This window comes from Xylophilus sp., from assembly GCA_009914555.1.
In the GTDB taxonomy this organism is placed as follows: domain Bacteria; phylum Pseudomonadota; class Gammaproteobacteria; order Burkholderiales; family Burkholderiaceae_C; genus WNDY01.
Genome location: WNDY01000025.1, coordinates 21,944 through 35,749, shown reverse-complemented (window position 1 = coordinate 35,749; position 13,806 = coordinate 21,944). Strand labels below are relative to the sequence as shown.

General features: G+C 70.4%; 11 protein-coding genes and 1 riboswitch. Of the genes, 4 read left to right on the top strand and 7 right to left on the bottom strand.

The features are described 5' to 3' along the window. Positions 1-133: 133 nt before the first annotated feature. Positions 134-1,777 (bottom strand): serine/threonine protein kinase, encoded by a 1,644-nt coding sequence (locus GAK38_RS12570; RefSeq protein ID WP_325344597.1) that lies wholly within the window; start codon positions 1,775-1,777, stop codon positions 134-136. Between the two features lie 113 nt (positions 1,778-1,890). Here GAK38_RS12570 and GAK38_RS12565 point away from each other — a divergent pair, with 113 nt between their 5' ends. Continuing rightward, on the top strand, positions 1,891-2,784 hold the full coding sequence (locus GAK38_RS12565) for a 23S rRNA (adenine(2030)-N(6))-methyltransferase RlmJ (protein WP_325344640.1): 894 nt from the start codon (positions 1,891-1,893) through the stop codon (positions 2,782-2,784). A 58-nt stretch (positions 2,785-2,842) separates the two neighbouring features. On the opposite strand, the gene GAK38_RS12560 is transcribed toward GAK38_RS12565, so the two are convergent. The 6 genes from GAK38_RS12560 to GAK38_RS12535 form a co-directional block, all read right to left on the bottom strand. Then, complete coding sequence (locus tag GAK38_RS12560) at positions 2,843-3,373, bottom strand: septal ring lytic transglycosylase RlpA family protein (protein WP_325344595.1); 531 nt, start codon at positions 3,371-3,373, stop codon at positions 2,843-2,845. Beyond that, positions 3,360-4,241, bottom strand: coding sequence for a methylenetetrahydrofolate reductase [NAD(P)H] (gene metF, locus GAK38_RS12555; RefSeq protein WP_325344593.1), 882 nt, complete (start codon positions 4,239-4,241; stop codon positions 3,360-3,362). The genes GAK38_RS12560 and metF overlap by 14 nt, the downstream gene beginning before the upstream one ends. Then, complete coding sequence (locus tag GAK38_RS12550) at positions 4,238-5,239, bottom strand: TlyA family RNA methyltransferase (protein WP_325344591.1); 1,002 nt, start codon at positions 5,237-5,239, stop codon at positions 4,238-4,240. Before GAK38_RS12550 ends, metF begins: the two co-directional genes overlap by 4 nt. A gap of 26 nt (positions 5,240-5,265) precedes the next feature. Continuing rightward, positions 5,266-6,705 carry an adenosylhomocysteinase gene (ahcY, locus tag GAK38_RS12545; RefSeq protein WP_325344589.1) on the bottom strand — a complete coding sequence of 480 codons (1,440 nt, stop codon included), beginning with the start codon at positions 6,703-6,705 and terminating at the stop codon, positions 5,266-5,268. 73 nt (positions 6,706-6,778) lie between these two features. After that, positions 6,779-6,875: riboswitch (S-adenosyl-L-homocysteine riboswitch) on the bottom strand. Positions 6,876-7,075: 200 nt separating this feature from the next. After that, positions 7,076-8,722 carry a chaperonin GroEL gene (gene groL, locus GAK38_RS12540; RefSeq protein ID WP_325344587.1) on the bottom strand — a complete coding sequence of 549 codons (1,647 nt, stop codon included), beginning with the start codon at positions 8,720-8,722 and terminating at the stop codon, positions 7,076-7,078. Between the two features lie 50 nt (positions 8,723-8,772). Further along, on the bottom strand, positions 8,773-9,063 hold the full coding sequence (locus GAK38_RS12535; protein WP_325344638.1) for a co-chaperone GroES: 291 nt from the start codon (positions 9,061-9,063) through the stop codon (positions 8,773-8,775). Positions 9,064-9,272: 209 nt separating this feature from the next. Here GAK38_RS12535 and GAK38_RS12530 point away from each other — a divergent pair, with 209 nt between their 5' ends. The 3 genes from GAK38_RS12530 to mpl are packed head-to-tail and all read left to right on the top strand — an operon-like array spanning position 9,273 to position 13,752. Next, complete coding sequence (locus GAK38_RS12530; protein WP_325344585.1) at positions 9,273-10,994, top strand: ABC transporter permease; 1,722 nt, start codon at positions 9,273-9,275, stop codon at positions 10,992-10,994. Between the two features lie 17 nt (positions 10,995-11,011). After that, positions 11,012-12,334 carry an ABC transporter ATP-binding protein gene (locus tag GAK38_RS12525; protein ID WP_325344583.1) on the top strand — a complete coding sequence of 441 codons (1,323 nt, stop codon included), beginning with the start codon at positions 11,012-11,014 and terminating at the stop codon, positions 12,332-12,334. Between the two features lie 38 nt (positions 12,335-12,372). Then, positions 12,373-13,752, top strand: a complete 1,380-nt coding sequence (mpl, locus tag GAK38_RS12520; protein ID WP_325344581.1) for a UDP-N-acetylmuramate:L-alanyl-gamma-D-glutamyl-meso-diaminopimelate ligase — start codon at positions 12,373-12,375, stop codon at positions 13,750-13,752. Positions 13,753-13,806 lie beyond the last annotated feature (54 nt).

The window sequence follows — 13,806 nt, the reverse complement described above, 5'->3', positions numbered from 1 at the left end:
CACGGTCGGTGTTTCTCTGGAGGAAACCTCTTAGGTGGGGTCGGCAGACTGCCGTTTCGCCGCGGGGCCACGAAATGCGCTGCGAAACCCGGCATTCTAGCGCACAGCCGGGCTGCCGCCAAATCTTCGGCAGTCAGTTCGACAGCCGCTCGCGCTCCTCGCGCTGCTTGCGCCGGTAGTCCACGCAGACGGCGTTGTGCGCATTGGCTGGCTTTTGGCATTCGGTGTGGATGCACATGGTGCGGCCGAAGGCGCTGGCATCGGCGCAGATCGCCGAGGTGCGCTCGACGGGCCGGCGTGCGGGTGCCGTTTCGCCCGCCACGGGCCAGACCGCCGGCTCCGGCCTGGCCGGGCGCGGGGATGCAGGTGCAGTCGCTGCCGCGACGGCAGCCGGCTCGCGCGACGCCGCTGTGGGTACGGATACGGCTTCGGGCGCCTCGGTGATGACCTGGTCGTCCGGCGTGCGGACGATGTCGGGCTGCGGCGGCGTGCGCTGGAGGCTCCAGGCGAAGGCTGCGGCTGCAAGCAGCGCCGTCAGGCCCGCGATCGCCGCGATGCGGCCGCGGTGGCGCGGCGGTGGCGCGGCTCCGCTCCCGGCAGCCGCCGCTTCGGCAGCGGGCGGCGGCGCAGGCAATGCCATCGGCCCCGTGGCAGGCGCCGGCATGTCCGCAAGCGTGACGCCGGGCAGGCGGGGCGGCAGCACCTGGGTGCGCTCCTGCGGCGGCGGCACGGCGGCCCCGGTCGGCGCCGGGTCCACCGCCAGGTCGACCGGATCGGCCCAGGCATCGCCGCTGGCGGCACGCCAGTCGAAGGTTTCGAGCGGCTGGGCCGGCGGCAGCAGCGCCATCGCGGCGATGAACGCGTCGATGCTCTGCGGCCGGTCCTCGGGTCGGATCGACAGCGCCCGCGTGACCGCGCCGACGAAGGCCGGCGAATAGCGCTCACCAAACTCGGCCTCGACCGTGGCAGCCGCCTGCTCGAACGGCACCATGCGGTCGCGCAGCACGCGGAACGTGGCCGGCGGCGGCGGCTCGTTGCAGACCAGGCCGTGCACTACGGCGGCCAGCGCGTAGAGATCGGTCCACGGACCCTGGCGCAGGTCGCTCGCGGCCTCGGCATATTGCTCGACCGGCGCATAGTTGACCTTGAGCACGGCCGTATGGTGGCGCGTGCCCTCGCCGATCGCGCGGCGGGCAGCGCCCAGGTCCAGCAGCACCGGCGGGCCGATGTCCTGCAGGAAGATGTTGTCGGGCGAGACGTCGCGGTGCAGCGTCTGGGCCCCGTGCAGCACGCGCAGCGCACCGAGCGCCGACCAGAGCACGGTGCGCAGCCACTGCTCCGACGGCGGCCGGCGCAGTTGCGCGCGCGCCTGCTTGAGCGTGGTGCCGGCGTAGAGCGGCATCACCATGTAGGCCGTGCCGTTGGCCTCCCAGAAGCGGAACACCTTGACCAGCGAGGGATGGTCGAACTGCGCCAGCAGCCGGGCCTCGCCGATGAAGGAGCGCAGCCCGGCCTCGAACGGCTGCGCGTCGGCGGACGAACGCAGCGTCACCGACAGTCCGGCGGCGCGCCCCACCAGGGCGGCCGGCATGTATTCCTTGATCGCCACGGCGCGGTGCAGCGAATGGTCGAACGCGTGGTAGACCATGCCGAAGCCGCCCACGCCGAGCAGGCCGACGACTTCGAATTCCGCCAGGCGGCTGCCCGGCGGCAGCGCATCGATGTGGCTGACGGCCGGGACGTGGACGGGTTGCGGCGGATCGTTGGCGGGGGTCATGGCAAAAGGCGTCCGCGGCAGTCAAGGCGATGCTGCGGCGCGACATCATGTCCCAGAAGCCTGCCGTGCGCCAGCCCGGCGGCCGGCGGCCCGCGCGCCGGTACCATTGCCGGATGTTCAGCTACCGCCACGCCTTCCACGCGGGCAACCATGCCGATGTGCTCAAGCACACCGTGCTGGTCGCCACCTTGCAGCACCTGACCGAGAAGGAAGCGGCCCTCACCGTCGTCGACACCCATGCCGGCGCCGGGCTCTATCGGCTCGACGGCGACTATGCCTCGACCAGCGGCGAGGCCGCGCACGGCATCCATGCGCTCGCGGCGTCCGACGCGACGCTGGCGCCCGCGCTCCAGGCCTACCTGGACCTCGTGCGCGCCTTCAACCACGGCCCGGCGAAGCAGCCGCGCGTCTATCCTGGCTCGCCCTTCATCGCCCAGCGCCTGCTGCGACCGCACGACCGGCTCAAGCTCTACGAGCTGCACCCATCGGACGCGCGGGCGCTCGACGGCAACATCGCCCAGCTCGACGCCGGCCGCCAGGTCGCGGTGCTGCGCGAGGACGGCTTCGGCTCGGCCGTCAAGTTCCTGCCGCCGCCCTCGCGCCGCGCGTTGGTGCTGTGCGACCCGAGCTACGAGATGAAGACCGACTACGCCCGCGTGCTCGGCTTTGCCGCCGAAGCGCTCAAGCGCTTCGCCACCGGCACCTATGCCGTCTGGTACCCGATCATTCCGCGCCCCGAGGCGCACGATCTGCCGCGCCGGCTGCGCACGCTGGCCACCCAGGCCGGCAGGAGCTGGCTGCACGCGGCGCTGACAGTCAAGTCCAGCAGGATCAGCCAGGACGCAGCCACCGGCGAGACGCGCCGCCCGGGCCTGCCGGCCAGCGGCATGTTCCTGATCAACCCGCCTTACACGCTCAAAGCGGCACTGGCCCCGGCGCTGCCGCAGCTCGTGGAGATCCTGGGGCAGGACCGCCACGCGAGCTTCGTGCTGGAAACCGGCGGCTGACTCTTATACTCCCCCTTGCATCAACCCCTGGCGCGCATTCCACGCGCGCTACAGATACCTACTCCTCGGGGGTATCCAGCGCTGCGGTCACGCCCTGGGCGCCGCAGGCGCGTCCTGTCGACGACGGCAGCGTCAGCACGACGTCCTTGACGCCGCGGCCAACCATGCCGAGCGCCTCGGCCGCAGCCAGGCTCACGTCGATCACGCGCGAGCGAAGGTATGGGCCGCGGTCGTTGATGCGCACCATCACCTCGCGTCCGTTGACGAGGCTGTGCACGCACACGCGCGTGCCGAATGGCAGTGTGCGGTGGGCGGCGGTGAAAGCGCTCTGGTCGTAGCGTTCGCCGCTCGCGATGCGCCGCTGGTGAAAGCGTTGTGCGTACCACGAGGCGCCGCCCCGCTCGATCGCATAGCGCGTGAGCCAGGACGAGGCCGCGGCCAGCCGGTGCTGCTGTGCCGGCGCAGGCTCCGGCGACTCGGCAGCGGCATCGGGCTGCTGCTGCGCAGCGGCGCAGCCCATGCCGGCGGCAAGCGCCACCGCCGCGATGCGGGGTACCCAGAATGAAGCGATGCGGTCAGGCTGAGGCAAGGCGTGCTCCAAGGTTCAATCGGCGGCAGAGCTCCAGTGTCGCCGTGCTCTGGTTCATCGTGTAGAAGTGCAGGCCCGGCGCGCCGCCGGCGCGCAGCCGCTCGCACAGCGCCGCGACCACATCGAGGCCGAAGGCGCGGATCGACTCCACGTCGTCGCCATACGCCTGCAGCCGCAGCCGGATCCAGCGCGGAATTTCGGCGCCCGATGCGTCGGAGAAGCGCATCAGCTGCGACGAGCTGGTGATCGGCATGATACCCGGCACCACCGGAACGTCGGCACCCGCGGCGCGCGCGTCGTCGACGAAGCGGAAGTACGCGTCGGCATTGTAGAAGTACTGCGTGATCGCGCCGTTGGCCCCGGCCCGTACCTTGGCCGCGTAGGCCTGCAGGTCGGATTCGGGCGAGCGGGCCTGCGGGTGCACCTCGGGATAGGCGGCGACCTCGATGTGGAATGCGCGGCCGGTCTCGGCGCGGATGAATGCCACCAGGTCGCTCGCGTACTGGAATTCGCCGCCCGCGCCATAGCCGCTGGGCAGGTCGCCGCGCAGCGCCACCAGCCGGCGCGCACCCATCGCCTGGAGCTGCGCGAGCTGCTCGCGCACGCTCTCGCGCGTGGCGCCGATGCAGGAGAAATGGCTCGCCGCCGGCACGCCCTCGGCCAGGATCTCGGCCACCGCATCGAAGGTGCCGCGCTGCGTGGAGCCGCCTGCGCCATAGGTCACCGAGCAGTACTGCGGCGCGATCGCGCCGTAGAGCTGGCGGCGCACGCCGCGCAGCTTGACCACGCCTTCGGGCGTCTTGGGCGGGAAGAACTCGACGCTGACCGGCAGCGCCTTCGATTCAACGGCGGAAGCAGATGCGCTCATGGGCCCTTGCGTGCATGGATGAAGAATTCGCGGTTGCCGTCGCCGCCTTCGATCGTGCTGCCGTGCCAGCCGAGGACCGCAAGGCCGAGCGCCGCGCAGGCATCGCGCAGGCGCTGCTCGACCACCGCGTAGAGCGCCGCATCGCGCACGATGCCGCCCTTGCCGACCTGGGCCGGCTGCAGCTCGAACTGCGGCTTGACCAGCATGAGCATCGTGCCGCCGGGCCGCAGCAGCGGCACCACGGCCGGCAGGATCAGTGTGAGCGAGATGAACGACACGTCGCCCGTCACCAGGTCGAACGCGGGCGTCGTGTCCACGTCCGCACGGTCGGCGCGGCGCCGGCGCACGGTGGCGAGGGCGCCTTCGGCACGGGCCTCGTCCCGGGCGGCGCGCTCGGCCTTGAAGGACTCGACGTCCTGCTCCGTGGCATCGTCGCTGTCGTCGTAGGCGTCGTCGACCAGGCCGCCGTTGCGCATCCAGGCGTAGGGCGCGACGGGCTGGGTATCGTTGTCCTCGGGGTCTTCCTCGACCCGTTCGGACAGCGCTTCCTCGCAGGCGTCCTGCAGCGATCCGGCGGTGAGCGAGCGGGCATTGACGCCCTCCACCGCCACCACGCGCAGGTCGCTGCGCAGCCGCGCGTGCAGCTGGCCGTGGCCTACGTCCACGCCCACGACCTGGGATGCGCCCCGCTGCAGCAGGCAGTCGGTGAAGCCGCCGGTGCTCTGGCCCACGTCCAGGCAGCGCAGGCCGGCCACGGCCACACCCGTGGCCGCCAGCGCGCCTTCGAGCTTCAGCCCGCCGCGCGAGAGATACTTCGCCTCGGCCGCATCGAGCAGTTCGACCTCGGCGACGGCCGGGATCTCGTCGCCGTTCTTCGCGACCTGGTTCCACGGCATGCCCGCCGCCAGCCGCCACCGCACGCCGGCGGCGATGAGCCGCTGGGCCTGCGACCGGGTGGCGGCATGGCCGCGCTCCACCAGAAACACATCCGCGCGCATGTGCCGCCGTTCCTCGGGTCGACCAGTCAGTACCTGTAGGTCTCAGGCTTGTAGGGGCCGTTCCTGCTCACGCCGATGTACGCTGCCTGCACGTCCGTCAGCTCGGTCAGCTGGGCGCCGACCTTCTTGAGGTGCAGCCGCGCGACCTTCTCGTCGAGGATCTTGGGCAGCACGTAAACCTGGCCCGGCGTGTAGGCCTCGGGCTTGGTGAACAGCTCAATCTGGGCGATGGTCTGGTTGGCGAACGAGCTCGACATCACGAAGCTCGGGTGGCCGGTGGCGCAGCCCAGGTTCACCAGGCGGCCCTTGGCCAGCAGCGTGATGCGCTTGCCGTCGGGGAAGATCACGTGGTCGACCTGCGGCTTGACCTCTTCCCACCGGTACTGCTCCAGCGAGGCGACGTCGATCTCGTTGTCGAAGTGGCCGATGTTGCAGACGATGGCCTCGTTCTTCATCGCGACGAGATGCTCGTGGCGGATCACGTCGCGGTTGCCGGTGGTGGTCACGAAGATGTCGGCCTTGTCGGCGGCGTATTCCATCGTCACGACCTTGAAGCCCTCCATCGCGGCCTGCAGCGCGTTGATCGGGTCGATCTCGGTGACCCAGACCTGCGCGCGCAGCGCGGCCAGCGCCTGCGCGCAGCCCTTGCCCACGTCGCCGTAGCCCGCCACGACGGCGACCTTGCCGGCGATCATCACGTCGGTGGCGCGCTTGATGCCGTCCACCAGCGACTCGCGGCAGCCGTAGAGGTTGTCGAACTTGCTCTTGGTGACCGAGTCGTTGACGTTGATCGCGCGGAACAGCAGCGTGCCCTTGGCCGACATCTCCTTCAGGCGGTGCACGCCGGTGGTGGTCTCCTCGGTCACGCCGATGACCTCGGCGGCCTTGCGGCTGTACCAGGTCGGGTCGGTGGCGAGCCTGGCCTTGATGGCGGCGTAGAGGATGCGCTCCTCCTCGCTCCTGGGGTCGAGCAGCACGCGGGCGTCCTCCTCGGCGCGCTTGCCCAGGTGCAGCAGCAGCGTGGCGTCGCCGCCGTCGTCGAGGATCATGTTCGGGCCCTCGCCCTTGGCTCCCTTGGCGCCGAACTCGAAGATGCGGTGGGTGTAGTCCCAGTAGTCCTCCAGCGACTCGCCCTTGACGGCGAACACCGGCGTGCCGGCCTCGGCGATTGCGGCGGCCGCGTGGTCCTGCGTCGAGAAGATGTTGCACGAGGCCCAGCGCACCTCGGCGCCGAGCGCCTGGAGCGTCTCGATCAGCACGGCGGTCTGGATCGTCATGTGCAGCGAGCCGGTGATGCGCGCGCCCTTGAGCGGCTGGCTGGCGGCGAATTCCTCGCGGATCGCGATCAGGCCGGGCATCTCGGTCTCGGCGATGCGGATCTCGCGGCGGCCCCAGGCGGCCAGCGCGATATCGGCGATGGCATGGTCGCCGGCGGTGGGGGAGGAAGGTTGCAGGACGGCATTCATGGTCGGTCGGCGCCGGTGAAGATCTGGACGACCACGTCCGGCGGCGGCGAAGAAAGCGCGCAGGCACACTGGACGTGGGCGAGCGTCGTTGCGGTGTGGATATTCCGAGCCTCACGACCCGCGGCGCGCCCGTGATGGGCGGCGGAGGCGTTGCAACGCTCCTCGGAAGATGCGGATTGTACAAAAGCCCGCTGCGGGCAGCCTGGCGCGGCTGGCCGTGCGGACATCACGCGCATGCCGGCCGGGCAAGGCCGTGCTGAGCGCCGCAAGGCCCGCGGACGACATGAAAAAGCCCGCGGGCCTTGCGGCGCGCGGGCGCGTCATGCCGTGCCGCATGCCGGGCGGTCGCCGGCCCGGCATGCACGGGGCGTCACATGTCCATGCCGCCCATGCCACCCATGCCGCCGGGCATGCCGCCGCCGGCGGCGGGGGCGTCGTCCTTCGGCGCCTCGGCGATCATGGCTTCGGTCGTCAGCAGCAGCGAGGCCACGGACGCGGCGTTCTGCAGCGCGGTGCGGGTCACCTTGGTCGGATCCAGGATGCCCAGCTCGATCAGGTCACCGTAGGTGTCGTTGGCGGCGTTGAAGCCGAAGTTGCCCTTGCCTTCGAGCACCTTGTTGACCACCACGCTCGGCTCGCCGCCGGCGTTGTAGACGATCTCGCGCAGCGGGGCTTCGATGGCCTTGAGGATCAGCTTGACGCCGGCGTCCTGGTCGGCGTTGTCGCCCTTGATCTCGCCGGCCGCTTGGCGGGCGCGCAGCAGCGCCACGCCGCCGCCGGCCACGATGCCTTCCTCGACGGCAGCGCGGGTGGCGTGCAGGGCGTCTTCGACGCGGGCCTTCTTTTCCTTCATCTCGACTTCGGTCGCGGCGCCGACCTTGATCACGGCCACGCCGCCGGCCAGCTTGGCCACGCGCTCCTGCAGCTTCTCGCGGTCGTAGTCGCTGGTGGCTTCCTCGATCTGGATGCGGATCTGCTTGACGCGGGCTGCGATGTCGCCCGCGGCGCCAGCGCCGTCGATGATCGTGGTGTTTTCCTTGCCGACTTCGATGGTCTTGGCCTGACCCAGGTCGGCCAGCGTGACCTTCTCCAGCGACAGACCCACTTCCTCGGCGATCACCTTGCCGCCCGTGAGGATGGCGATGTCTTCGAGCATGGCCTTGCGGCGGTCGCCGAAGCCCGGGGCCTTGACGGCCCCGACCTTCAGGATGCCGCGGATGGTGTTGACCACCAGGGTCGCCAGGGCTTCGCCCTCCACGTCCTCGGCGATGATCAAGAGCGGACGGCCGGCCTTGGCCACGGCTTCGAGCGTGGGCAGCAGGTCGCGGATGTTGCTGATCTTCTTGTCGAACAGCAGCACGAACGGGTTGTCGAGGACCGCGGCCTGCTTCTCGGGGTTGTTGATGAAGTAGGGCGACAGGTAGCCGCGGTCGAACTGCATGCCTTCGACCACGTCGAGCTCATTGTCGAGCGACTTGCCGTCTTCGACCGTGATGACGCCTTCCTTGCCGACCTTGTCCATCGCGTCGGCGATGATCTTGCCGATGGATTCGTCGGAGTTGGCCGAGATCGAGCCGACCTGGGCGATTTCCTTGGAGGTGGTGGTGGCCTTGGCAGCCTTCTTCAACTGCTCGACCAGGGCGGCGACGGCCTTGTCGATGCCGCGCTTCAAGTCCATCGGGTTCAGGCCGGCGGCCACGTACTTGGAGCCTTCGCGCACGATGGCCTGGGCCAGCACGGTGGCGGTGGTGGTGCCGTCGCCAGCGTTGTCGCTGGTCTTGGAGGCCACTTCCTTCACGAGCTGGGCGCCCATGTTCTGCAGCTTGTCCTTGAGTTCGACTTCCTTGGCCACGGACACGCCGTCCTTGGTTACGGTGGGGGCGCCGAACGAGCGCTCCAGCACCACGTTGCGGCCCTTGGGACCGAGGGTGACCTTGACGGCGTTGGCGAGGATGTTCACGCCTTCGACCATGCGGGCGCGGGCTTCGCCGCCAAAGACTACGTCTTTTGCTGCCATTTTCTATGGACTCCGGATTCTGTTGAGGTGGGATGCGGCGGGACCCGCGCTTACTTCTCGACGACCGCGAACAGGTCGTCTTCCTTCATGACGAGCAGTTCGTCGCCGTGGACTTTGACGGTCTGGCCGGAGTACTTGCCGAACAGCACGCGGTCGCCGACCTTCACGCCCAGGGGCGACACCACGCCCTGGTCGTTCTTCTTGCCGGGGCCGACGGCCAGCACCTCGCCCTGGTCGGGCTTTTCGGCGGCGTTGTCCGGGATCACGATGCCGGAAGCCGTCTTGGTTTCCTGTTCCAGGCGCTTGACGATCACGCGATCGTGCAGAGGACGAAGGTTCAGTGCATCTCCTGTGAACAATTGGTGAGGTGAGATTTGTATTGAGGTACAGAACCAAAGTGTCTTTGTTAGCACTCTGACTGCACGAGTGCCAATCATATCGGCTTTTTCGGATGGTTCAAGACGTTTTGGTGGCTGCTGGAGCCGGCATCTGCCCGGCCGCGGCGAGAAGAACGGCCGGCATGAAAAACGCTTAGGCTTGCAGCATCGCCATGCATCCTCTCCTTCCCCGCCAGATCGTGGACGTGTCGCCGAACCGGTGGGACTGGGCGTTGCTGCCGCTGGTGCTGGCCGGCCTGGTGCTGCTGGCCTACGGCGCGCAGCAGATGGCGCAACCCTTCCACGTGGGCCAGGCGCTGCCGCTGTCGCTGGCGCCGCGGCAGCTGCCGTACTACCTGCTGCGCACCACACTGCGGATGTTCATCGCCCTGGGTGGAGCGCTGGTGTTCAGCGCGGCGTTCGCCGTGCTGACCGCGCGCTGCCGGCTGGCCGAACGCGTGCTGGTGCCGCTGCTGGACGTGCTGCAGTCCATTCCCATCCTGGGCTTCCTGTCGATCACGGTGACGGGCTTCATCGCGCTCTTCCCGGGCAGCCTGCTGGGCGTGGAGTGTGCGGCCATCTTCGCGATCTTCACCTCGCAGGCCTGGAACATGGCCTTCAGCCTCTACCAGTCGCTGCGCACCGTGCCGGCGGAACTGCAGGAGGCCGCGCGGGTGTTCCAGCTCTCGGGCTGGCAGCGCTTCTGGCGGCTGGAGTTGCCCTTCGCCATGCCGGGCCTGCTCTGGAACATGATGATGTCCATGTCCGGCGGCTGGTTCTTCGTGGTGGCCTCCGAGGCGATTTCGGTCGCCCACCGGGACATCAAGCTGCCCGGCGTAGGCTCGTACATCGCGCTGGCCATCGAGGCCCGCGACCTCGCCGCCATCGGCTGGGCCATCGCCTGCATGCTGGCGGCGATCCTGCTGTACGACCAGCTGCTGTTCCGCCCGCTGGTGGCCTGGGCCGACAAGTTCCGCTTCGAGGAGAGCGGCGACGGCGCCTCCTCGCGCTCGTGGCTGCTGGACTGGCTGCGCCGCGCGCGCGCCGTGCAGGCCCTGGCCGGCTGGTGCCGGCTGCAGCTGGCGCGCACGCTGACACTGTCGCGGCTGCGCCACGACGGCACCTCGATCCGCGCGCGGCCGCGCGCGCCCTCGGGCCGTGCCGAACGCGCGTGGGACGCGGTGCTGGCCGCCGGCGTGCTGCTCGCCGCCGCGCGGCTCGCGCAGTTCGTGCATGCGGAGGTGGGCTGGCAGGAGGTGGCGCACGTCTTCGTCCTGGGCGGCTGCACGCTGCTGCGCGTGCTGGTGCTGATCGCCCTGGCGGCCGTGGTCTGGGTGCCCGTGGGCGTGTGGATCGGCATGGATCCGCGCTGGTCGGGCCGGCTGCAGGCGGTGGCGCAGTTCCTCGCGGCGTTCCCGGCCAACCTGTTCTTCCCGCTGGCGGTGATGCTGGTCGTGCGCTGGAGGCTCGACCCGGACGTGTGGCTCTCGCCGCTCATGATTCTGGGCACGCAGTGGTACATCCTCTTCAACGTGATCGCCGGCGCATCAGGCATTCCGGACGAGCTGCGCCTGGCCGCCCGCAACCTGGGCCTGTCGGGCTGGCTGCGCTGGAAGCGCTACCTGCTGCCGGCCGTGTTCCCGAGCTTCGTCACCGGCGCCATCACCGCCAGCGGCGGCTCGTGGAACGCCAGCATCGTGGCCGAGTACGTCACCTGGGGCGACACCACGCTGCAGGCCAAGGGCCTGGGCAGCTACATCGCGCAGATGACGGCGGCCGGCGACTTCCCGCGCATCGCGCTGGGCATCGGCGTGATGGTGGTGTTCGTGATGGGGCTCAACCGTTTCCTCTGGCGGCGTCTGTACCGCCTGGCCGAAGACCGCATGCATTCCTGACCGGAGCCGTTGCCGCCATGACGCAGCCCCCACCCATCCTCGAACTCCGCGGCGTGGACAAGACGTTCCGCTCCTCCGATGGACGCGAGCGCCCGGTGCTCCAGCAGGTCGATTTCACGCTGCGAGAGGGGGAGATCGTCGCCCTGCTGGGCCCGTCCGGCTCGGGCAAGAGCACGCTGCTGCGGATCATGGCGGGACTCGTGCCGGCGGACCGCGGCGAGGTGCGCTACCGCGGCCAGCCGCTGTACGGCCCGGCGCGCGGGATCGGCATGGTGTTCCAGTCGTTCGCGCTGTTCCCCTGGCTCACGGTGCAGCAGAACGTGGAGCTGGGGCTGGAGGCGCGCGGCGTGCCGCAGGCCGCGCGCGCCGGGCGGGCGGCCGACGCCATCGCGCTGATCGGCCTGGCGGGCTTCGAGGGCGCGCTGCCACGCGAACTCTCGGGCGGCATGCGCCAGCGCGTGGGCATCGCCCGCGCGCTGGTGACCGGCCCCGACGTGCTGCTCATGGACGAAGCCTTCTCCGCGCTCGATGTGCTCACCGGCGAGCGCCTGCGCGAAGACATCCTGGAACTGTGGCACGGCGGCAGCATGCCCACCCGGGCCATGCTCGTGGTCTCGCACAGCATCGAAGAGGCGGTGGTGATGGCCGACCGCGTGCTGATCCTCGCCCGGGACCCGGGCCGCATCCGCTGCGAGCGGGCCATTCCGCTGCCGCGCCCGCGCGATGCGGACGGCGTCCAGGTGCGCGCGCTGGTCGACGAGGTCTATGCGCTCATGACGGCCAGCGCGGCGCGCCCCGCGGCCGGCGCGGCGCCGGCAGAGCCGTCCGCACGCGCCACGCTCACCGACCGCCTGCCCGCCGCCGACGTGGCGCGCATGGACGGCCTGCTGGAGCTGCTGGCCGGGCCGCCGTTCGGCGGGCGCGCCGACCTGCCGCGGCTGGCCGAGGAGGCCGGCCTCGCGGACGCCGACCTGCTGCCCGCGGCCCACGCGCTGGCCCAGCTCGGCCTGGCGGCGCTCGCGGACGGCGACCTGCAGATCACGCCCCTGGGCCGGCGGTACGTTGACGGGCCGCACGGCCTGCGCCAGAACCTCTTCGGCCAGCAGCTGCTGGCCCGCGTTCCGCTCGTCGCCCACATCCGCCACAGTCTGGAGCAGGAGCCCGAGGGTGAGCTACCGGACGCGCCGTTCCTGCGCCTGCTGGACGAGCGGCTCGGTGCCGTCGAAGCCGCCGGCGTGCTGCGCACGGCCATCACCTGGGCCCGCCACGGCGAAGTGTTCGAGTACGACTTCCGCACCCGTGTCCTGCGCCTGCCCACGGGCGACGAGACGCCGGCATGAGCACGGCCGCGTGGGGCGGCAACCTAGAATCGCGGCCCATGCATATCCACATCCTCGGCATCTGCGGCACCTTCATGGGCGGCGCGGCCGCGCTGGCCCGCGAGGCCGGCCACCAGGTCACCGGCTGCGACGCCGGCGTCTACCCGCCCATGAGCGACCAGTTGCGCGCGCTCGGCATCGATCTGATCGAGGGCTATGGTGCCGACCAGCTGGCGCTGAAGCCCGACGTGTTCGTGGTCGGCAACGTGGTGAGCCGTACAAGGCTGGACGATGGGACGCCGAAGTTCCCGCTGATGGAAGCGATCCTCGACACCGGCGCGCGCTACACCAGCGGCCCGCAGTGGCTCGCCGAGCACGTGCTCCAGGGCCGCCACGTGCTGGCCGTGGCCGGCACGCACGGCAAGACCACCACGACATCGATGCTGGCCTGGGCGCTGGAGCGCGCGGGCCGGCAGCCGGGATTCCTGGTCGGCGGCGTACCGCTGGACTTCGGCGTCTCGGCGAGGCTGGGCTCGCAGAATGCCTTCGTCATCGAGGCCGACGAATACGACACCGCCTTCTTCGCCAAGCGCAGCAAGTTCGTGCACTACCGCCCGCGCACGGCGGTGCTGAACAACCTGGAGTTCGACCACGCCGACATCTTCGAGGATCTCGCGGCGATCGAGCGGCAGTTCCACCACCTGGTGCGCACCGTGCCGTCCACCGGCCGCATCGTCGTCAACGGGCTGGAGGAAAGCCTGGCGCGCGTACTCGGCCAGGGCTGCTGGAGCGAAGTGGCGAGCTTCGGCGCGGCGGCGAGCGACTTCACGGCCGAGGGCGAGCCGCACCGCTTCGACGTGCTGCGGCGCGGCGCGCGCGTGGGCACGGTGGACTGGGCGCTCGGCGGCGTGCACAACCAGTTGAACGCGCTCGCGGCGATCGCGGCGGCAGAGCACGTGGGCGTCGATCCGGCCGAGGCGGCCGCGGCGCTGTCCGCCTTCCGCAACGTGCGCCGGCGCATGGAGGTTCGCGGCACGGCCGGCGGCGTCACCGTGTACGACGACTTCGCCCACCATCCGACGGCGATCCGTACCACGCTCGACGGGCTGCGGCGGCGCGTCGGCCCTGGCACGCGCATCCTCGCGGTGTTCGAGCCGCGCAGCAACACGATGAAGCTCGGCACCATGAAAGCCCAGCTGCCCTGGAGCCTGGAGGCGGCCGACCTCGCCTTCTGCCACACCGGCGGGCTCGACTGGGACGCGGCGGCCGCGCTCGCGCCGCTCGGCGGCCGCGCGGTGACGGCCGGATCGGTCGAGGCGCTCGTGGCGCGGGTCGCTGCCGCCGCGCGCCCGGGCGACCAGGTGGTCTGCATGAGCAATGGCGGCTTCGGCGGCATCCACGGCAAGCTGCTCGACGCACTCGCGACGCGAGCTGCCTAATATACTCCCAGCCCTATACGCTCACAGCGCTTTTCACTCAAGCGCTGTGAGCGT

Excerpts from the sequence above, each read along its gene's own strand:
- GAK38_RS12570 (WP_325344597.1), bottom strand. The coding sequence starts at position 1,777 with ATGACCCCCGCCAACGATCCGCCGCAACCCGTCCACGTCCCGGCCGTC.
- GAK38_RS12565 (WP_325344640.1), top strand. The coding sequence starts at position 1,891 with ATGTTCAGCTACCGCCACGCCTTCCACGCGGGCAACCATGCCGATGTG.
- metF (WP_325344593.1), bottom strand. The coding sequence starts at position 4,241 with ATGAGCGCATCTGCTTCCGCCGTTGAATCGAAGGCGCTGCCGGTCAGC.
- GAK38_RS12550 (WP_325344591.1), bottom strand. The coding sequence starts at position 5,239 with ATGCGCGCGGATGTGTTTCTGGTGGAGCGCGGCCATGCCGCCACCCGG.
- ahcY (WP_325344589.1), bottom strand. The coding sequence starts at position 6,705 with ATGAATGCCGTCCTGCAACCTTCCTCCCCCACCGCCGGCGACCATGCC.
- groL (WP_325344587.1), bottom strand. The coding sequence starts at position 8,722 with ATGGCAGCAAAAGACGTAGTCTTTGGCGGCGAAGCCCGCGCCCGCATG.
- GAK38_RS12530 (WP_325344585.1), top strand. The coding sequence starts at position 9,273 with ATGCATCCTCTCCTTCCCCGCCAGATCGTGGACGTGTCGCCGAACCGG.
- GAK38_RS12525 (WP_325344583.1), top strand. The coding sequence starts at position 11,012 with ATGACGCAGCCCCCACCCATCCTCGAACTCCGCGGCGTGGACAAGACG.
- mpl (WP_325344581.1), top strand. The coding sequence starts at position 12,373 with ATGCATATCCACATCCTCGGCATCTGCGGCACCTTCATGGGCGGCGCG.